20 protein-coding genes are annotated in these 17,174 nt (G+C 70.1%); 14 read left to right on the top strand and 6 right to left on the bottom strand.

The annotated features are described in order from the left end of the window. Window positions 1-25 precede the first annotated feature (25 nt). The 3 genes from ACIBCU_RS27660 to ACIBCU_RS27650 all read left to right on the top strand — a co-directional run bounded on the left by ACIBCU_RS27660 (window position 26) and on the right by ACIBCU_RS27650 (window position 2,707). Window positions 26-1,258 (top strand): hypothetical protein, encoded by a 1,233-nt coding sequence (locus ACIBCU_RS27660; protein ID WP_399234733.1) that lies wholly within the window; start codon window positions 26-28, stop codon window positions 1,256-1,258. A gap of 305 nt (window positions 1,259-1,563) precedes the next feature. After that, on the top strand, window positions 1,564-1,959 hold the full coding sequence (locus tag ACIBCU_RS27655) for a DUF6153 family protein (RefSeq protein ID WP_362929424.1): 396 nt from the start codon (window positions 1,564-1,566) through the stop codon (window positions 1,957-1,959). Window positions 1,960-2,077: 118 nt separating this feature from the next. Then, window positions 2,078-2,707: a DUF305 domain-containing protein gene (locus tag ACIBCU_RS27650; RefSeq protein ID WP_362929422.1), complete on the top strand. Its 630-nt coding sequence runs from the start codon at window positions 2,078-2,080 to the stop codon at window positions 2,705-2,707. A gap of 298 nt (window positions 2,708-3,005) precedes the next feature. Here ACIBCU_RS27650 and ACIBCU_RS27645 read toward each other — a convergent pair whose 3' ends face one another. Further along, window positions 3,006-3,500, bottom strand: a complete 495-nt coding sequence (locus tag ACIBCU_RS27645) for a DUF1772 domain-containing protein (protein ID WP_362929420.1) — start codon at window positions 3,498-3,500, stop codon at window positions 3,006-3,008. Next, window positions 3,497-3,892, bottom strand: a complete 396-nt coding sequence (locus ACIBCU_RS27640) for a nuclear transport factor 2 family protein (RefSeq protein ID WP_362929418.1) — start codon at window positions 3,890-3,892, stop codon at window positions 3,497-3,499. Before ACIBCU_RS27640 ends, ACIBCU_RS27645 begins: the two co-directional genes overlap by 4 nt. Window positions 3,893-3,930: 38 nt before the next feature. On the opposite strand from ACIBCU_RS27640, the gene ACIBCU_RS27635 reads away from it, so the two are divergent. The 4 genes from ACIBCU_RS27635 to ACIBCU_RS27620 all read left to right on the top strand — a co-directional run bounded on the left by ACIBCU_RS27635 (window position 3,931) and on the right by ACIBCU_RS27620 (window position 6,471). Beyond that, window positions 3,931-4,521 (top strand): helix-turn-helix domain-containing protein, encoded by a 591-nt coding sequence (locus ACIBCU_RS27635; protein ID WP_362929416.1) that lies wholly within the window; start codon window positions 3,931-3,933, stop codon window positions 4,519-4,521. 212 nt (window positions 4,522-4,733) lie between these two features. Then, window positions 4,734-5,246, top strand: a complete 513-nt coding sequence (locus ACIBCU_RS27630) for a DUF4396 domain-containing protein (protein WP_399234730.1) — start codon at window positions 4,734-4,736, stop codon at window positions 5,244-5,246. Between the two features lie 170 nt (window positions 5,247-5,416). Then, on the top strand, window positions 5,417-5,824 hold the full coding sequence (locus tag ACIBCU_RS27625) for a four-helix bundle copper-binding protein (protein WP_362929412.1): 408 nt from the start codon (window positions 5,417-5,419) through the stop codon (window positions 5,822-5,824). Window positions 5,825-5,985: 161 nt separating this feature from the next. Further along, a complete protein-coding gene (locus ACIBCU_RS27620; protein ID WP_362929410.1) occupies window positions 5,986-6,471 on the top strand; it encodes a MarR family winged helix-turn-helix transcriptional regulator in 486 nt (161 codons plus the stop codon). Window positions 6,472-6,867: 396 nt separating this feature from the next. Here ACIBCU_RS27620 and ACIBCU_RS27615 read toward each other — a convergent pair whose 3' ends face one another. Next, window positions 6,868-7,518, bottom strand: coding sequence for an NAD(P)H-dependent oxidoreductase (locus ACIBCU_RS27615; protein WP_362929408.1), 651 nt, complete (start codon window positions 7,516-7,518; stop codon window positions 6,868-6,870). A gap of 142 nt (window positions 7,519-7,660) precedes the next feature. Here ACIBCU_RS27615 and ACIBCU_RS27610 point away from each other — a divergent pair, with 142 nt between their 5' ends. Both ACIBCU_RS27610 and ACIBCU_RS27605 read left to right on the top strand, forming a co-directional pair. Continuing rightward, window positions 7,661-8,329, top strand: a complete 669-nt coding sequence (locus tag ACIBCU_RS27610) for a nitroreductase (protein WP_399234727.1) — start codon at window positions 7,661-7,663, stop codon at window positions 8,327-8,329. A gap of 98 nt (window positions 8,330-8,427) precedes the next feature. Further along, complete coding sequence (locus ACIBCU_RS27605; RefSeq protein WP_399234725.1) at window positions 8,428-9,156, top strand: SDR family oxidoreductase; 729 nt, start codon at window positions 8,428-8,430, stop codon at window positions 9,154-9,156. Between the two features lie 614 nt (window positions 9,157-9,770). Here ACIBCU_RS27605 and ACIBCU_RS27600 read toward each other — a convergent pair. Further along, window positions 9,771-10,631, bottom strand: coding sequence for a 3-hydroxybutyryl-CoA dehydrogenase (locus ACIBCU_RS27600; protein ID WP_356716362.1), 861 nt, complete (start codon window positions 10,629-10,631; stop codon window positions 9,771-9,773). A gap of 196 nt (window positions 10,632-10,827) precedes the next feature. Between ACIBCU_RS27600 and ACIBCU_RS27595 the strand changes: the two genes are divergently transcribed. Then, window positions 10,828-12,090, top strand: coding sequence for a glycoside hydrolase family 10 protein (locus ACIBCU_RS27595; RefSeq protein ID WP_399234723.1), 1,263 nt, complete (start codon window positions 10,828-10,830; stop codon window positions 12,088-12,090). Between the two features lie 80 nt (window positions 12,091-12,170). Here the strand turns inward: ACIBCU_RS27595 and ACIBCU_RS27590 are convergent, their stop codons facing one another. Then, complete coding sequence (locus ACIBCU_RS27590) at window positions 12,171-12,374, bottom strand: DUF1918 domain-containing protein (protein ID WP_205022047.1); 204 nt, start codon at window positions 12,372-12,374, stop codon at window positions 12,171-12,173. A 42-nt stretch (window positions 12,375-12,416) separates the two neighbouring features. Next, window positions 12,417-13,388 carry a DMT family transporter gene (locus ACIBCU_RS27585; protein ID WP_399234721.1) on the bottom strand — a complete coding sequence of 324 codons (972 nt, stop codon included), beginning with the start codon at window positions 13,386-13,388 and terminating at the stop codon, window positions 12,417-12,419. On the opposite strand from ACIBCU_RS27585, the gene ACIBCU_RS27580 reads away from it, so the two are divergent. The 4 genes from ACIBCU_RS27580 to ACIBCU_RS27565 all read left to right on the top strand — a co-directional run bounded on the left by ACIBCU_RS27580 (window position 13,387) and on the right by ACIBCU_RS27565 (window position 17,173). Further along, window positions 13,387-14,847 (top strand): PLP-dependent aminotransferase family protein, encoded by a 1,461-nt coding sequence (locus tag ACIBCU_RS27580; RefSeq protein ID WP_362929404.1) that lies wholly within the window; start codon window positions 13,387-13,389, stop codon window positions 14,845-14,847. The genes ACIBCU_RS27585 and ACIBCU_RS27580 overlap by 2 nt on opposite strands. Next, window positions 14,844-15,281 carry a GNAT family N-acetyltransferase gene (locus tag ACIBCU_RS27575; RefSeq protein ID WP_362929403.1) on the top strand — a complete coding sequence of 146 codons (438 nt, stop codon included), beginning with the start codon at window positions 14,844-14,846 and terminating at the stop codon, window positions 15,279-15,281. The genes ACIBCU_RS27580 and ACIBCU_RS27575 overlap by 4 nt, the downstream gene beginning before the upstream one ends. Window positions 15,282-15,351: 70 nt before the next feature. Further along, complete coding sequence (locus ACIBCU_RS27570; RefSeq protein WP_399234718.1) at window positions 15,352-15,927, top strand: histidine phosphatase family protein; 576 nt, start codon at window positions 15,352-15,354, stop codon at window positions 15,925-15,927. A gap of 94 nt (window positions 15,928-16,021) precedes the next feature. Next, complete coding sequence (locus ACIBCU_RS27565; protein WP_399234716.1) at window positions 16,022-17,173, top strand: serine hydrolase domain-containing protein; 1,152 nt, start codon at window positions 16,022-16,024, stop codon at window positions 17,171-17,173. Window position 17,174 lies beyond the last annotated feature (1 nt).

The following is a 17,174-nucleotide window of genomic DNA, read 5'->3' as shown; positions in this document are numbered from 1 at the left end:
GACAGAGGTGAGGGGGGCGGACGCTGTGGGAATCCACATACGTCGGGCCGGGGAGTACGTCAGGCCTGCCGACCGTATTCTGCTCGACGACTACGGCCGTACAGAAGGGGAGTACTACGCCTCCGGGGCGTACTACCACCAGGAATCGCTGAGCAGATTCCCTGCCGGTCGGAAGGTCGAGGCCGAGCTCGTGCCTGAGCCCTCCAACCCGTGGGACGCGAGGGCGGTGGCCTATGACGTGGACGGGCGGAGGGTCGCCTACCTGCCCGCGACCGCCGCGAAGATGTGGCACGACGTCGTGCGGGCATGGAACGCCGCCGGCTACGCGGTGTACGCCGGAGCGGAGGTGAACCGCTGGGAGGGCGACGGTGGGGTCCGGTTCGGTCTCACCGTACCCAAGTGGGGCTGGCAGAACCTCCTGGCCATGACCGAGGCGGCCGGCCTGAGGGCGGCATCGGAAGCCGCCATGGAGGAGCTGACGGAGGAGCAGCGTCTCCTCATGAGGCAGGACGGCGGCTACACCCCGGACGAGTCCTCCCTGAAGGCTCTGCTGAGGAAGCGCGAGCAGTACCCCATGTTCGCGTGGGGTGGGAAGCGCGACGGCGATCTCAGCGAGCGGATGCCGTTCTGGCACGGATACTTCGTCCGCGAGCAGATGCGTGAGGACGAGGAGCGACTCCGCTACGCCTGGTCCGTGAAGTCGGCCCTGACGCGTGGGTTCGAGCACGAGATCGCGCAGCGGAAGGAACGGGAACGCGAGCAGGAGCGTCTGCGGCGCCGAGCACAGGAGGAGCACGCGCTCCGACTGCACGGCGAGGGCCGGCGGAATCGGGACATCGCCGAGGAGCTGTCGCTGACTCCCAAGCAGGTCGAGAATCTCCTCCACCGTGCCCGTAAGGCGGCGGGAATCACCCCTCCGCGCAACGAGGACCTGCAGACGGAGCGACGCCGTGCGGCGGCGGAAGCTCTTCGGCACAGGAGGTCCGGCATGGCGAGGGCGCAGATCGCACACGCCATGGGCCGATCGCTCGAATCGGTGAAGGACCTGTTGCAGGACGCGGTCTTCTACGACGCACCCGAAGACCATCCCGAGCGGCTGGAGCTGGCACGGCACTGCGCCGAACTGCGAGGTACAGGCCTGGCGAAGGAGGAGGTCCTGGAGAAGCTGGGGGTCACCAGGGCGAAGGGGCTCAGAGCCTTCCGGGACGCTTCCTTCCTCGGCCCGCCGCGCACGAGCGAGGGGGGCTCGCCCCGCTGATCGATCCCGACCAGCACTCCTGCGGCACCGTCTACCCGCACGGCCATCGCGAGCTCTCCCACCCCGAACTGGGCTTCCACCTCGTCGGCATGAAGTCCTACGGCCGAGCCCCGACATCCGGATGCGCAGCTCGGCTTGGTTGGTCACCGCCGAACAGCCGTAAGCAGGCGACGATACTCACACCGGCTCGGGGCACCACGCCGGATGGCAGAAGGCCAGGTCACAGGCTTCAGGGTCGCTTCGGGACGTGAACAGCGGCCGTGAGCCAGCGGACGCTGCGCGGCGGAGCCCGTACGATGGGCCGCATGACCAGGAGTACGCATCCGAGCCACCGCCCGGCAGGGCGGTGGCTTGTGCTGCTGGTGATGGCGGTACTGGTCGGCCTGCTGGGCATGCACGCTCTGGCTCCCGGCGGAGCGCCCGCGGCGCACGCGAATGCCGGGCACGAGATGGCCCGGACGATGGACGCTGCGCACTCGAGTGAGGACTGTTCGCACGCGCACCACGAACCAGGTCACCTCAATCACGCCGACGGGACATGTTCCGCGGCCGGCGTCGGCTCCGCGTACGCTCCGCCGGCGCTGACCGCCGCCGCAGTCGACGCACCCGTCGCGTCCCCGCTATCCGAGACCGCGCCGGTGTCGGCTGAGGCCAGCCGGGCGCCGCCTGGCCTGTCCGAACTGCAACTCCTGCGGATTTAGAGCGCCTCGCACGGCACCGCCTTGTCCCGGCCCCGCCGGGAACCGGTACCGCGCTTCGGCACACCACACTTCCGTGAATGCAGCGCGCCGTCGTCGCGCTCGAAGGAGTTGCACCACCATGAACAGCAAGCGATCCCTCGTCCGCCGTACCGTTGCCGTGGCCACCGCAGGCGCGGCCGCTGTCGTCCTCGCCGCCTGCGGCGGCAACGACGACAGCACCAACTCCGGACACGACGGCCACACCACGAAGTCGCCGTCCGCCTCGGCGTCGGCTTCCCAGGGACAGGACAACGCCGCGGACGTGAAGTTCGCCCAGGGCATGATCCCGCACCACCGCCAGGCGGTGGAGATGGCCGACCTGGCATCTACCCGCGCCCAGTCGGCGCAGGTCAAGACACTCGCCGAAGACATCAAGAAGGCCCAGGACCCGGAGATCAAGACGCTGTCCGGCTGGCTCACCTCCTGGGGTGAGGAAGTGCCCGCCGAGGACGCCATGGACCATTCCATGCACGAGTCGGGTGGGATGATGACCGCCGAAGACATGGACGAGCTGGAGAAGGCCTCAGGCAAGGCGTTCGACACCGCCTTCCTGGAGATGATGATCAAGCACCACGAGGGTGCGGTGGCCATGGCTGAGAGCGAGCAGGCCGACGGCGCCTACGGGCCTGCCAAAAAGATGGCCGATGCCATCGTCACCTCGCAGAGCGCCGAAATCTCCGAGATGAACACCTTGCTCGGCAAGAACTAGCCGGGGGCGGGCGCGGGGGCGTGTGCTGCGCGCCCCCGCACCTGATGCCGGCCTTTTCTCGAGACCTTTGGACCCGACGTAAGGACTCCGGCCCGCAGATTCCGGCGCCGGCGGCGCGCCGTTGTTCTTCTGACGGTCGACGGGCCCCAGCTGTTGGCTGACGCTGGTTCGGGAGGCACGGGGCGGTCGAGGCCGGGTCGAAATGTTCATGAGTTACGTGAACATCGACCCCGGCCTGATCCAACCGACTCCCGAGACGATGAACAACAGCTCGCCGTACGCCTCGAGGTCCCGGCGCTCAGTGCCTGTCGCTTGGATCTCGAGTAGTGCGGCTGTGGTTCAGGGAGAGAAGGATCAGTAGCGCGAAGGCGGCGAATGCGGTGCCTGTGCGTGCGTAGTTGAATGCCTCCCAGCGAGCCAGGATGTCGGCGTGATCGGCGGGTGCCGAGGTGGCCGCCCACTGTTTGATGCGGCCGTTGATGGGGACGTTGCCGAGACGGGTGATCAAGAACGAGGCGACAGTGAGGATCCCGGCTCCTGCGGCCAGTCGCCGTGCGGTGCCACGCGTGAGGGCGGCAAGTGTGAGGGCGCTGAGCGCCGAGATGCCCATGGCGCCTTGCATGGTGATGCCGTTCATCTGCATCAACTGGGTGTGGAAGGACAGCCGCATGTCGAGTGGCACGGCGTTGAATGTGGGGACGAGGTTGGCCGCTCCGTAGCCGAATGCGCCGGCGAGGGCGCCGGTGGACATCAGGGCGAGGCCCTGGACGAGTCGTACGCTCAGGTGGATCACTTCCCCGTCTCCGGTCCGGCAGAGGGTGTACGACCGAACTGATGGATGCTCCGTACCCGTCCGTCCTGGGCGACCTCGCCGATCAGGAGCCACTCGCTCACCACGTGGCCGAGCTTGCGGTGTTGCGCGCTGAGGCAGCAGCGTGCGGCGAAGCGGCGGCCGTCGACGAGGAGATCGTCGATCCGCATGGCGCTGGCGGTGACGTTCTTGCGGGCCGGGGCCGCGTGTGCGATCAGCTGGTCGCGGGTGAGCTCCGTGCCGTCGGTGATCCAGACCGCGTCGTCGGTCAGGGTGCGATCCACGATCTGTGCCGGGTCCTCGTCGGAGAGGGCCATGTCACGGGTGTAGTCGATCAGGAGGCGGCGCGCCGCCAGCTCAGTTATTTCTGACATGCCTGTCAGTCTTGAGGTGTGCCGTATAGTTGTCAATCGTGTCAGAGATAAGGCGTCGCCGTCAGCGGGTAGAGGTCCAACGCAACCGTGCCGCCCTGCTGTCGGCAGCGGTCCGGGTGCTTGCCGAGAGCCCCGAGGCGAGCATGGCGGAGATCGCTTCCGTCGCTGGTGTCACACGGCAGACCGCTTACGTGCACTTCGGTACCCGGGAGGCACTTCTTGCCTCGGTGCGCGATGAGCTGAGCCGCCGGGCGTTCGCCGTGCTGGAGGCTGCTGATCTTGAGGCCGGCACGGCCACCGAGGCCCTCGGGCGATTCCTCGCAGCGGCCGGAACACTGCTGGCCGAGCAGGCGGCATTCGGCCATTCGGACAGCGATTCAGAGGCTGCCGCGTCACGTCACGTGCCGATCGAGCAGCGTCTGGAGGATCTGATCCGCCGTGGGCGCGACAGCGGCGAGTTCACGGCCGGCCTGGAGATCGGTTGGCTGGTCGCCGCCGTAATCGCACTCGGCCACGCCGCCGACCATCAGATCCGCATCGGGCGCATGGATGCGCAGAACGCGGCGAAACAGTTCCGGGCGTCAGTGATGCGCTTGTGCGGCGCCGAGGACCCTGACCGTTCGCCGTGACAGGCGGTTCTTGGTGTGGGCGGCCAGAGTTCAGGATGTCGATTTCCTGGCGCTGCCCGCATGCGTGGTGACCTATGGCCAGCGTGACCAGCGTGCACCGGCCCCCGGACCGAACACCCCTTGAATGATACCCCTAGGGGGTATATTGTTTGCGATGCAGGGAAGACAGGGACGGGATCCGCGTGCACTGAACGGGAACGGGGATGAAGATCATGGACCACACCGCTCACCACTCCAGCAGGAATACGCACGACTGCACCGGCTCTGGTGAACACCATGGCGGACATGCGGGAGCGTCCTGGGGTACGGCGGCGAAGGCCACCCTGCACTGCCTGACCGGGTGCGCCATCGGCGAGATCCTCGGCATGGTCATCGGTACATCCCTGATGTGGGGCAACGTTCAGACGATGATTCTGGCTATCGCCCTGGCATTCGTCTTCGGCTACTCGTTCACGCTGTTCGCCGTCCGACGCGCCGGTCTCGACTTCAGGACCGCGATCAAGGTCGCGCTGGCCGCGGACACGGTCTCGATCGCCGTGATGGAACTGGTCGACAACGGCATCATCGCCGTGGTCCCGGGCGCGATGGACGCCCACCTGAGCGACGGCCTGTTCTGGGCCGCGCTGCTGGGGGGTTTCGCGGTCGCCTTCTTGATCACCACCCCGGTCAACAAGTGGATGATCGGCCGCGGCAAGGGTCACGCCGTCGTCCATGCCTTCCACTGAAGCCCCGAACGGCTCGCCGCCGGCACGGGAAGCGGGGCGCCCCTCTCTCGAGGAGCACCCCGCTTCCTGTTTTGCGGTCCCCTTGCCCCCGGCACACGCTGGAAGTGCGGGGTCGAACAGGCGCACCCGCCCCGGTACGCCGGCCCCGGCACAGCGGGAGGCGCAACGCGATGACCACCGTCAAGGACATGCTCGCCACCTATCCGGCCGACCTCGGAGCCATCGACCAGACCAAGCTGACCCACTGCATCGAGCAGTGCATCGCCTGCGCCCAGGCATGCACGGCGTGTGCGGACGCCTGCCTGTCCGAAGGCATGGTCGGCGACCTGGCCAAGTGCATCCGCACCGACATGGACTGCGCCGACATCTGTAACGCCACCGCCGCCGTCCTGTCCCGCCATACCGGCTACGACGCCAACGTCACCGCTGCCCTGCTGAAGGCGTGCGCGACCGCATGTAAGGCCTGTGCGGACGAATGCGCCTCGCACGCAGACATGCACGAGCACTGCCGCCTGTGCGCCGAAGCCTGCCGCTCCTGCGAACAGGCATGCGACGAACTGCTCAAGGCGCTTGGTTGATCCACCGAGGCCACTGGTCAGGCCAGTTCCACGGCGATGACCGGCGAGGTGAATGGTCTGTGAAGGAGCAGGGCTGAGCCCGGGGCCTTGATCGCAGGCTTTCTGGGTGCGCGCTCATTTAGTTTCAAACGATACTATATCGAATGAAGTAGTCTGGTGTCATGGTCGCCAACGTTCCTCGCCACACCACCGCCTCGCGTGCGACCGACCGTCCCGGGGATCCTTCGCCTTTTGCTCTCGGCCTGCTGCTGCGCCGGGCGCACTGGCGTGCGGCCGCGGTGATGGGGGAGGCGCTTCGGCCGCTTGGCATCGAGTTGCGGCATTTCGCGGTGCTGATCGAGCTGGTCAATCACGGGCCCACGGTGCAGCGGGATCTGGCGGCGGCGACGGGGTCGGACAAGGCCGGGGTCATGCGCATCGTGGACGACCTGGAGCGCAAGGGCCTGGCCGTACGCAAGGCCGTTCCGGGGGACCGGAGGGTCCGGGCAGTGGAGATCACACCTCAGGGGCTGGAGCTCTTCGATGCCGCCCACGGGGCGGCGGAGCCGCTGACTGAGCGTCTGGTTGCCGAACTGGGGCGCGGCGAGCCCGAGCAGCTGACGGATCTCCTGAGCCGGCTTGCCCATCCCGCAGGCGACGAGGCGTAGGCACGCCCGTTTCCGGCCGCGCTCTTGGTTTCATGCGGCTCGGCGGCGAACCCAGCCTTGAGAGCTGTGGCCATCGTCGCTGTGCGTCGGCCCGGCGACTGGTAGCTGGTCAGGGCTTCGCTGTCGACGAGGGCGAGCCATCGGCACGGCTGCCGCGCCGCCTGCCTGGCCGGTGTGCTCTTCACGGCCGCCCGGCATCACCGTCATTTCGATGCGAGCCGCGTCGACAGCCCGAACCTCCGGCCGTTCACATTGCCGGGCCGCCTGCCCCAAACGCAGCTCGTCACTTGCGCCGTCGGAGAGGGCGCAGGCGCCGAGGACGCCGTATGACGCCTCACCCAGGACGTCACACGGCGTCCTGGGTGAGGCGTCACACGGTGCCTCGGGCCGGGAGGGTCACGCGGCGAGACGCTCCGCGAGTTCCTTGGCCTTGGTGGTCGCCTCCTCGAAGGCGCGCTGGCGGGATGCCTCGTACAGGGGGACCAGTTCGGACATGGCCGGGTTGCGGGGGGCCAAGGTGAGTTCCGGGACGATGAAGTCGAGGTCCAGGCCGAGTGTGCCCTTGAGGACGGCCTGAAGGTAGTTCTGTACGAACTCGTAGCCCTCGCGCGGGGTGCCCGGCGCGTAGGAGCCGCCCCGGCTGGCGACGACGACGACCGGGGTGCCCTGGGCGGAGGGGGTCTCCCCCGCGGTGCGGCCGAGCAGGAGCACGCTGTCCAGCCACGCCTTGAGGGTGGAGGGGATCGAGAAGTTGTACATGGGGGCGCCGATCAGGACGGCGTCCGCCTGCTCCAGTTCCTCGATGAGCTTCACGCGCGCGGCGAACGCGGCGGACTGTTCCGGGGTGCGCTCGGACGGGGTGGCGTAACCGGCGGACCAGGCGTCGGCGCTGATGTGGGGGACGGGGGTGGCGGCGAGGTCGCGGTAGATCACTGTGCCCTCCGGGTGCTGCTCCTCCCAGGTCTTGCGGAAGGCGGCCGTGACCGAACGGGACGAGGACGCCTCGCCAGGGAAAACGGACGAGTCGATGTGCAGCAGTGTGGCCATGGACTTCTCCAAGGTGCAGTGCCCGAGGCGGGGAGCCAGGGGCTGAGGATTCGGAGCCGATGTAGTGTCACACGATACAGTATTGAATGATACTGTCGCGAGTGTAATGAAGGCTCTGTTGAGTGGATGGAGGCGGGCGATCATGGACGCCTATGCGGCGGTCACGAGTCGACGGGCGGTGCGCGCATTCACCGACCGCCCTGTTCCGAGGGAGACGCTGGAGCGGGTTCTGTCCGCCGCGGCCTGGGCGCCGTCCGGATCGAACATCCAGCCATGGCACGCGTATGTGGTGACCGGCACGCCATTGGCCGAGATCAAGAAGCGCGCCGGCGAGCGCCTGGCCTCAGGCGACCCCTGGGACGAGCCGGAGTACGAGATGTACCCGCCCGCACTGAAGTCGCCCTACCGTGAGCGGCGGTCCGCCTTCGGTGAGCAGCGCTACGGCGCACTCGGCATCCCGCGCGAGGACCTGGAGGCGCGTCAGCGGGCCGCTGCCGCGAACTGGGACTGTTTCGGAGCGCCCACCTCCCTTTTCTGCTACATCGACCGCGACATGGGCCCGGCCCAATGGGCGGATGCCGGCATGTATCTGCAGACCGTCATGCTGCTGCTGCGCGCCGAAGGGCTGCACAGTTGCCCGCAGATGGCCTGGGCGAAGTTTCACGGGACCGTCACGGAGGTCCTGTCGCCACCGGACGAGCTCGTCCTCTTCTGCGGCATGTCGATCGGGTTCGAGGACATCGCGGCGGGTGACGCCCGCATAGGCCGGGCGCCGCTCGACGAGACGGTCACGTTCATCGATGGTCCCTGACGCCGCCCGCCCTCTTCCGGCTCAGGTGCCGTTATTGCCGCACCCACATAGTGGTTCATATGCCATATTGCACGCATGATCCCGACGAAAGGCATGTCATGAAGTTCGCAGTCATCGGCGGTACCGGGCTGATCGGGTCGCAGGTCGTCAAGAATCTGAACGACGCCGGGCGCCAGGCGGTACCGCACTCGAAATCCACCGGGGTCGACGTCATCACCGGCCAGGGACTGGACGAGGCGGTGGCCGGAGCCGACGTCGTCGTCAACCTGACGAACTCCCCGACCTTCGACGAAGCCTCCCCGGCGTTCTTCCAGACCTCGATGGACAACCTTCTGGCCGCAGCCCACAAGGGCGGCGTCGGCCACTTCGTCATCCTCTCGATCGTCGGCACGGACCAGGTGCCGGAGCTGGACTACTACCGGGCCAAAACGCTCCAGGAGAAAATCCTCGCAGCCGGGCCGATCCCCTACTCGATCGTCCGGGCGACGCAGTTCATGGAGTTCATGGACGCCACCATGTCCTGGACCTCCGACGGCGAAACCGTCCGGCTGCCCGCCACGCCGATTCAGCCGATCGCCGCCAAGGACGTTGCCGGCGCGGTGGCGGAGGTCGCCGCGGGCGCCCCGCTGAACGGCATCCGCAACATCGCCGGGCCCGAGATCTTCACCCTGGACGAACTGGGCAGGATCACCCTGTCCCGCAAGGGCGACAACCGCACCGTCGTCACCGACCCCACCGCGGGCCTGTTTGCCGCCGTCAAGGGCGACGTCCTCACCGACAGGGACGCTCACCTCGCCCCCACCCGGTACACCGACTGGCTCTCCTGACCCGCTCGCGCTCTCTCAGGCGCGCTGACCGCGAAGAGCCAAACCCTGGCCGCTGTGGACGATGACAAGAAGTCGACACGGCGGCCAGGGCTGGTCTATGCCGCTTGATACTCCAATCCCATCCGCCGGGCCCCAAATGGTGGTGGCCGGTGGGCTTCGGCTCGGCCGCTCGTCCGCCTTGCGTGCCGCCGGACACGCCTTGGTCGTCAGCAGTGCGGCGTGGCTCTCGGGTGGGACGGACCCGTGGACGTCGCGAGGGTCGATCGCCGGCGCGCGGCGCTGGACGCGCCGGTGCCGGTGGGCGGAATGGGCTTTCCGGATGCGGCGCCCACGGCGTGGTCACCTGAGGGCGCGTCCCGGTGCACCTCGGTCGTCAGAACGTTGACCGGGCCGGTGATCGCTGTCCCGATGCGATGGGCGGCGACGGATCCGGCCCCTATCGCCTGGAAGGTGAAGTCCGTCACCGCAGGGCCAGCCGACTCTCGTGGCGAACGGTGACGGTCTCAAGACTCCTCGGCCAAGACGAGGCTCTTCGGGGCCGCACACGGTCCTGACCTCGGGGAACGCGCCCCTGCGGGCCCGGCGGCGTGAGCGCCGGGCCCGCAGGCGGGCGGTCAGTCGTACGGGTAGAAGCCCGAACCCGTCTTGCGGCCGAGTCGGCCCGCGTCCACCATCCGCTGGAGCAGCGGGGGAGCGGCGTACAGCGGCTCCTTGTACTCCGCGTACATCGAGTCGGCGACCGAGGCCACGGTGTCCAGGCCGATCAGGTCGGCGAGCTTGAGCGGGCCCATCGGGTGGGCGCAGCCCATCTCCATGCCGTTGTCGATGTCCTCGCGGCTGGCGATGCCCGACTCGAACATGCGGATCGCCGAGAGCAGATACGGGATCAGCAGGGCGTTGACGACGAAGCCCGACCGGTCCTGGGCACGGATCGCGTGCTTGTCCAGCACGGTCTGCACGACGGCTTCCGCACGCTTTATGGTCTCGTCGGACGTCGTCAGCGCGGGGATCAGCTCGACGAGCCGCTGCACCGGGGCCGGGTTGAAGAAGTGGATGCCGATGACCTGGTCCGGCCGGGAGGTCGCCACGGCCAGCTTCACCAGCGGGATGGAGGAGGTGTTCGAGGCGAGGATCGCGTCCGGCCGCGTCACCACCTGGTCGAGCACCTGGAAAATCTCCGTCTTGACCTGTTCGTTCTCCACGACGGCCTCGATCACGAGATCGCGGTCCGCGAATTCGCCGAGGTCCGTGGTGAAGCTGAGGCGGGCGAGGGTCTCGTCGCGCTCCTCCGCGGTGATCTTGCCGCGTTCGGCGGCCTTGGAGAGGGAGTTGTGGAGCCGGGTACGCCCTATCTCCAGTGCCTCACCGGTGGTCTCGGCCACCTTGACCTCGAGGCCGCTGCGAGCGCACACCTCCGCGATGCCTGCGCCCATCTGGCCACAGCCCACCACTCCGACGCGTGCAATATCGGCCATAGAGTCCGTCACCTCGTGCCTTTCGCAGATCTTCGTGCGGCAGTCCCGTTTGATTCCGGTGCCCGCCTCGACCCCACGACGTTACTCCGCGATCCGGCTCCGGTGAGCTGCGGGTCCTGCGGTCCGTGAGCGGGCATGATCTGTGTCACGCACTGCCGACGTGACACACGGGAACCGAGAGACGAAAGGTGCACAGATGCCTCGTATGGGCCGGAGGTCATTGGTGATGGGAGCGGTCGGCACAGCGGCCGCGCTGATGACAGCGGGTGATGCCGCCGCCGTGCGCGGACCCGGATCCCCCCGGCACGGAGGCCGGGGGCGCAGGGCGGGCGAGGGAGAGTTGCGCGGTGTGTGGATCGCCACGGTGGCCAACCTGGACTGGCCCTCGGCGCCGGGCCTGAGCGCCGCGGCCCAGGAGGCCGAGCTGATCGCCCACCTCGACCGAGCGGTCGCCCTGCGGCTGAACGCCGTGGTCCTCCAGGTCCGGCCGAGCGCCGACGCCCTGTGGCCCTCGTCGTACGAGCCGTGGGCCCAGTGCCTCACCGGTGTTCAGGGCAAGGACCCCGGCTGGGACCCGCTGGGCACGGCGGTGCGTGAGGCGCACGCCCGCGGTCTGGAACTGCACGCGTGGTTCAACCCGTACCGGGTCGCGAACCACACGGACCCGTCCCGTCTCGTCGCCTCCCACCCCGCGCGGCTCCACCCGGACTGGGTCCTGCCGTACGGCGGGAAGCTCTACTACAACCCGGGGCTGCCCGAGGTCAGGGAGTTCGTCCAGGACGCGATGCTCGACGCGGTGAGCCGCTACGCCGTCGACGCGGTGCACTGGGACGACTACTTCTACCCGTACCCGGTGGCCGGCCAGGTCTTCGACGACGACGCCGCGTACGAGCGGTACGGCGAGGACTTCGCGGACAAGGCGGCCTGGCGCCGCGACAACACCGACCGGCTGGTGCGCGAGACGTCCGAGCGGATCAAGGAGGTCAGGAGCGGCGTCCGGTTCGGTATCAGCCCCTTCGCGGTGTGGCGCAACGCCGCGACCGATCCGCTGGGCTCCGACACCGCGGCCGGCGTGCAGACGTACGACGACCTGCACGCCGACACCCGGAAGTGGGTGAAGGAGGGCTGGATCGACTACATCTGCCCGCAGATCTACTGGAACATCGGCTTCTCCGCCGCCGACTACGCGAAGCTGCTGCCGTGGTGGGCCGAGACGGTCCGCGGCACCGGCGTCGGCCTGTACATCGGAGAGGCGCTCTACAAGGCCGGCGACCCCGCCCAGCCCGCCGCCTGGCAGGACCCCGCCGAGCTCTCCCGGCACCTCGACTTCGCCGCGGGCCATCCGGAGGTGGGCGGTCATGTCTACTTCTCGGCGCGGCAGGTGAAGTCCGACCCCATCGGGGCCATGGCCCGGGTGGTGGCCGACCACTACCAGGTCCGGGCCCGCACACCCCGCTGACCGGATGCACCGGGGCTCACGCCCCGCGCGGCCCGGACGCGCGGGCCGGGGACCACTCGTGCCCCCGGCCCACGCGCGCTCTAGCGGTCCCGGTCCACCGGGGCGGTGTGCTGGACGACGCTGTCGGGGCCCGGGGACCTGATCGACTCGTGCCCGTCCTCGAAGCGCAGACGGTACGGGGGACTGCCCCCGTCGCCGAGCACCTCGATGATCTCTGCGACCCGGTCGTGCTGTCCCACGGTCCTGCCGTGCGTCAGCAGCCGGTCGCCCGTGTGTGCCTCCATCGGGAGTGACCTCCTCACGGGTGGCGGTCCATGTCGACAAGTCTATGTCTCCACGGGCGCGTCGGCTCTCGTGCGGCCCGCGCGTCGGCTCCCCGCGCGCTGGGTGACGGCGATGCAGACCAGGACGGCCACCGCCGCCACCGGGGCGGCGGCGGACACCCGCTCGCCGAGGGCGAGGAACGACCAGACCAGCGTGAGCAGCGGCTGCGCCAGCTGGAGCTGGCTGGCGCGCGGGACCCCGATCTCCGCCATCCCCCGGTACCAGACGTACAGCCCGAGGAAGGTCGACCCGGCGGCCACCCAGACCAGTCCGACGACCCCGTGCGCCGTGAGGTGCACCGGTTCGAAGGGCAGCGCCACGGCGGCGCCGGCCACAGCGAGCGGCAGGGCGAGGACGAGGGCCCAGCCGACCACCTGCCAGCCCGCCATCACCCCGGCCAGCCTGCCGCCCTCGGCATATCCCGCCGCGCAGACCAGCAGCGCCCCGAACAGGTACAGATCGCTGACGGAGAGCTTCCCGCCGCTCTGCTGGACCGTGAAGACGATCACCACCGCCGCCCCGGCCAGCGCCGCGGCCCAGAAGGCGCGCGGCGGGCGGGAGCCGGTGCGCAGTGCCGAGAGGAGCGCCGTCGTCAGCGGCAGCAGCCCCACCACGACGGCCGCGTGCGAGCTCGTCGAGGTCTGCAGGGCGAGCGTGGTCAGCAGGGGGAAGCCCACCACCACGCCGCCCGCGACGACCGCGAGACCCGCCCAGTGGCGTCGCGCGGGCACCGGGACCCGGCCGACGAGCAGCGCGCATCCCGCGATCAGCGCCGCGAGCACACTGCGCAGCGCGACCAGGGACCAGGGGCCGAAACTCTCCAGGCCCCACACGGTCGAGGGGAAGGTCAGCGAGAAGGCGAGGACGCCGAGTCCGGCGAGCAGGACGCCTCCCCCGGGGGAGCGGTGCACCAGGGGTGGTCCGACAGCGACCGCTATCGTCGCCTGTTCGGTAGCGCTATTCTTTACTGTCATGAATGAGCGTAGCAGTGTGTCCGAACTGGTGAATTCCCTGAAGGGTGAGCTGGACCGCTACTCTCCTGGTGGGAAGCTGCCGTCCAGTCGGGCACTCGTCGAGCGCTTCAAGGTGAGTCCGGTGACCGTCTCCCGGGCCGTCGCGCAACTCGCCGCCGAAGGTCTGGTCGTCACCCGCCCCGGATCCGGAGCCTTCCTGGCCGAGGCCCGCGCGGCCGCACCCGCTCCGGGTGACACCTCCTGGCAGGAGGTCTCGCTCAGCGGGGACAGCGGACCCGAGGTCGTGCCCCGCACCGTCGACGCCTCGGGGGTCCTCGTGACCCTCGCCGCACCGCCGCCCGGCGTCATCGAATTCAACGGTGGCTACCTCCACCCCGGCCTGCAGCCCGAGCGTGCCCTGGCCGCCGCCCTGGCCCGGGCCGGCCGCCGCCCGGGGGCCTGGGGCAGGCCGCCCACCGACGGGCTGCCCGAGCTGCGCGCCTGGTTCGCCCGGGAGATCGGCTCCACGCTCACCGGTGCCGACGTCCTGATCACGGCGGGAGGGCAGAGCGCCCTGGCCACCGCGCTGCGGGCGCTCGCACCGCCGGGAGCCCCCGTCCTCGTCGAATCACCCACCTATCCCGGCATGCTGGCCGCCGCCCGCGCCACCGGCCTGCGACCGGTCCCCGTGCCCATGGACGCCGACGGGGTGCGGCCCGACCTGCTGGAAGCGGCATTCCGGGCCACCGGGGCGAGGGTCTTCGTCTGTCAGCCGCTCTTCCAGAACCCGACGGGTGTGATCCTCGCCCCGGAGCGGCGCGAACGGATCCTGCGCGCCGCCCGGGACGCGGGCGCCTTCGTCGTCGAGGACGACTTCGCACGCCACCTCGTCCACGCGGACGCCGGCCCGCTGCCCGAGCCCCTCGCGGCCCACGACCCGGACGGCGTCGTCGTCCATGTGCGCTCCCTCACCAAGATCACCTCCCCCAGCCTCCGCGTCGGCGCGCTGGCCGCCCGTGGGCCCGTCCTGGAACGGCTGCGCGCCATCCAGGTCGTCGACAGCTTCTTCGTACCCCGCCCGATCCAGGAGGCCGCGCTCGAACTCGTGGGCTCCCCGGCCTGGGAGCGCCATCTCCGTACCGTGGCCGCCGAGCTCGGCAGCCGCCGGACCGCGATGACGGCGGCGGTGCGCACCCGGCTGCCCGAACTCGCCCTGCCGCACGTGCCGTCGGGCGGCGGCATCATCTGGCTCCGGCTCGCAGGCCCTGGTGCCGGCGAGGCTGCCCTGGTCTCCGCCGCTCTGCGGGCCGGCGTGGCGGTCGCGCCCGGCCGCCCGTATCACTGCGCCGAACCCCCCGCCGGGCACGTCAGGCTGAGCTTCGCGGCCGTCTCGGGTCCGGCCGAGATCGCCGAGGGGGTGCGCCGGCTGCGCACCGCCCTCGACGAACTGCCGATGCCCGGCGATAGCCTCCCCGGATGAACGACTTCGACAGCGCCGAGCAGCGCTACGAGATCTCCGACGCCCCCTCGCGGCTCGACGCGGCACGCATCCACCACTGGCTGTCCACGGACGCCTACTGGGCCCTGGGGCGCACCCGCGAACAGCAGGACCGGGCGATAGCGGGCTCGCTCAACTACGGTGCCTACGAACTCGCTTCGGGCGAGCAGGCCGCCTACGCACGCGTGATCACCGACCGCGCCTCCTTCGCGTGGATCTGCGACGTGTACGTCGACCGCGCGGCCCGCGGCCACGGTCTCGGCACCCGGCTCGTCACCGCCGTCCGGGACGAGCTGGCGCCGATGGGTGTGCGCAGGTTCCTGCTCGCCACCAAGGACGCCCACGGGGTGTACGCGAAGCTCGGCTTCGCCCCGCTCGCCGAACCGGACATGTGGATGTCCCTCCAGGTGGGCTGAGGCACAGACGTCCGCCCGGCGCCGCGCCGCCCTCTTGACCGGCACGGCGCCGGGCCCCACGATCGCGCGCATGAGTGTTCGGGTGTCCCTGGTCGCCGCAGCACGCAGCTCCGCCCTCCTCGCCGAGCGTTTCGACGACGACCGGCCGCTCGACCACGACGGCTGGCGCGAGGTCCAGCTCGCCGCCCACACCCTGGTGCGGCTCGGCGCCGCCGAGCTGCGCTACTGCTCACCCACCCCGCGCAGCCGCGCCACCGGGGACGCCCTCGGCTTCGCCCCGCTCGTCCAACTCGCGCTGCGCGACTGCGACATGGGCCGCTGGAGGGGGCTCACCCTGTCCGAGGTCGCCGCCCGCGAGCCGGCCGCCGTGGACGCCTGGCTCGCCGATCCGCGCTCCGCCCCGCACGGCGGCGAATCCCTGCTCGCCTTCATCACCAGGGTGGGGAGCTGGCTCGACACCCGCCCCTTCCAGGAGGGGGCCCTCGTCGCCGTCGCCGAACCCGCCGTCGTCCGCGCGGCCGTGGTGTACGCCCTCAAGGCCCCGCCGTCGACGTACTGGAACGTGGACGTCCGGCCGCTCTCCACCGTGACGATCACCGGGCTGCCCGGCCGCTGGAGCCTCAGCCTCGAAGCGCTTCCACGCTGACCGGATCACCCGGTCGAAGGAACGGCGCGTACGGCATCTTCCCGCCAGTCCGACCAGTCGGTATGGTGCGGGGCACCGAGACGAGGAGAGAGCCGTGACGCAGATCCAAGGCCACTGTGACGACCGGTTCGCCGCGGTGCGCGACGCGTTCGCGGCGAACTTCGCCGAACGCGACGAGCTGGGCGCGGCGGTCACCGTCCTGCTCGACGGACAGCCCGTGGTGGACCTCTGGGGCGGCTGGGCCGACGGCGGGCGGACCCGCCGGTGGGAGCGGGACACCGTGGTCAACGTCTGGTCCACGACGAAGGGCCCGACCGCGCTCTGCGCCCATGTCCTGGCCGACCGCGGTCTCCTGGACCTGGACGCCCCGGTGGCCGAGTACTGGCCCGAATTCGCCGCCGCGGGCAAGGAGTCCGTGCGCGTACGCCACCTCCTCTCGCACCGCTCCGGGGTCGCCGGACTGCGCGACCCGCACACCCTGGCCGAGCTCTACGACTGGGAGCTGACCACGGCCCGCCTCGCGGCCACCGAGCCCTGGTGGGAACCGGGGACCCGCTCCGGCTACCACGCGATCTCGTACGGCTTCCTCGTCGGCGAGGTCGTCCGCCGGATCACCGGACTGCTGCCCGGGGAGTTCCTGCGGAAGGAGATCACCGGCCCGCTCTCCATCGACTTCAGCGTCGGCCTTCCCGAGAAGGACGCCGGCCGGGTCGCCGAGCTCGTCCAGCCGAAGGCCGTATCCCGCGAACAGGCCGCCCTGTTCGCCACGATGGAGCCGCTCGCCATCGCCTCCCTCCTCAACCCCGGCACGGGCACCGCCGCCGCCAACACCCCCGAGTGGCGCGCCGCCGAGATCCCCGCCGCCAACGGCCACGGCACCGCCCGCGCCGTCGCCTCCCTCTACGGCATCCTCGCCGGGCGGGGCAGCCTCGGCGGCCGGCGGATCCTCTCCGAGGAGGCGGCCGAGCGGGTCCGCGAGGGCCAGGGCCCCTGCCGGGACCTGGTGCTGGGAGCGGGCTTCGCCCACGAGACGGAGCTCGGCCTCGGCCTCTGGCTGAGCGGCCCGAACGCGTCGTACGGCCCCAACCCGCGCGCCGTCGGCCACGACGGGGCGGGCGGCTCCTGCGGTCTCGCCGACCCGGAGGCCGGAATCGCGCTCGGTTACGTCATGAACCGCATGGGCCCCCACATCGCCGACGACCCGCGCAAGATGGCGCTGGTCGACGCGGTGTACGGGGCCCTGTGAG

The sequence above is a fragment of the Streptomyces sp. NPDC051064 genome (genome assembly GCF_044455985.1).
In the GTDB taxonomy this organism is placed as follows: domain Bacteria; phylum Actinomycetota; class Actinomycetes; order Streptomycetales; family Streptomycetaceae; genus Streptomyces.
Note: the sequence above shows the minus strand (reverse complement) of the source record. Positions and strands in the feature narration are given on the sequence as shown.

Coding starts and splice junctions, on each gene's coding strand:
- ACIBCU_RS27655 (WP_362929424.1), top strand. CDS start 1,564: ATGACCAGGAGTACGCATCCGAGCCACCGCCCGGCAGGGCGGTGGCTT.
- ACIBCU_RS27650 (WP_362929422.1), top strand. CDS start 2,078: ATGAACAGCAAGCGATCCCTCGTCCGCCGTACCGTTGCCGTGGCCACC.
- ACIBCU_RS27640 (WP_362929418.1), bottom strand. CDS start 3,892: ATGTCAGAAATAACTGAGCTGGCGGCGCGCCGCCTCCTGATCGACTAC.
- ACIBCU_RS27630 (WP_399234730.1), top strand. CDS start 4,734: ATGGACCACACCGCTCACCACTCCAGCAGGAATACGCACGACTGCACC.
- ACIBCU_RS27625 (WP_362929412.1), top strand. CDS start 5,417: ATGACCACCGTCAAGGACATGCTCGCCACCTATCCGGCCGACCTCGGA.
- ACIBCU_RS27620 (WP_362929410.1), top strand. CDS start 5,986: ATGGTCGCCAACGTTCCTCGCCACACCACCGCCTCGCGTGCGACCGAC.
- ACIBCU_RS27615 (WP_362929408.1), bottom strand. CDS start 7,518: ATGGCCACACTGCTGCACATCGACTCGTCCGTTTTCCCTGGCGAGGCG.
- ACIBCU_RS27610 (WP_399234727.1), top strand. CDS start 7,661: ATGGACGCCTATGCGGCGGTCACGAGTCGACGGGCGGTGCGCGCATTC.
- ACIBCU_RS27605 (WP_399234725.1), top strand. CDS start 8,428: ATGAAGTTCGCAGTCATCGGCGGTACCGGGCTGATCGGGTCGCAGGTC.
- ACIBCU_RS27600 (WP_356716362.1), bottom strand. CDS start 10,631: ATGGCCGATATTGCACGCGTCGGAGTGGTGGGCTGTGGCCAGATGGGC.
- ACIBCU_RS27595 (WP_399234723.1), top strand. CDS start 10,828: ATGCCTCGTATGGGCCGGAGGTCATTGGTGATGGGAGCGGTCGGCACA.
- ACIBCU_RS27590 (WP_205022047.1), bottom strand. CDS start 12,374: ATGGAGGCACACACGGGCGACCGGCTGCTGACGCACGGCAGGACCGTG.
- ACIBCU_RS27580 (WP_362929404.1), top strand. CDS start 13,387: ATGAATGAGCGTAGCAGTGTGTCCGAACTGGTGAATTCCCTGAAGGGT.
- ACIBCU_RS27585 (WP_399234721.1), bottom strand. CDS start 13,388: ATGACAGTAAAGAATAGCGCTACCGAACAGGCGACGATAGCGGTCGCT.
- ACIBCU_RS27575 (WP_362929403.1), top strand. CDS start 14,844: ATGAACGACTTCGACAGCGCCGAGCAGCGCTACGAGATCTCCGACGCC.
- ACIBCU_RS27570 (WP_399234718.1), top strand. CDS start 15,352: ATGAGTGTTCGGGTGTCCCTGGTCGCCGCAGCACGCAGCTCCGCCCTC.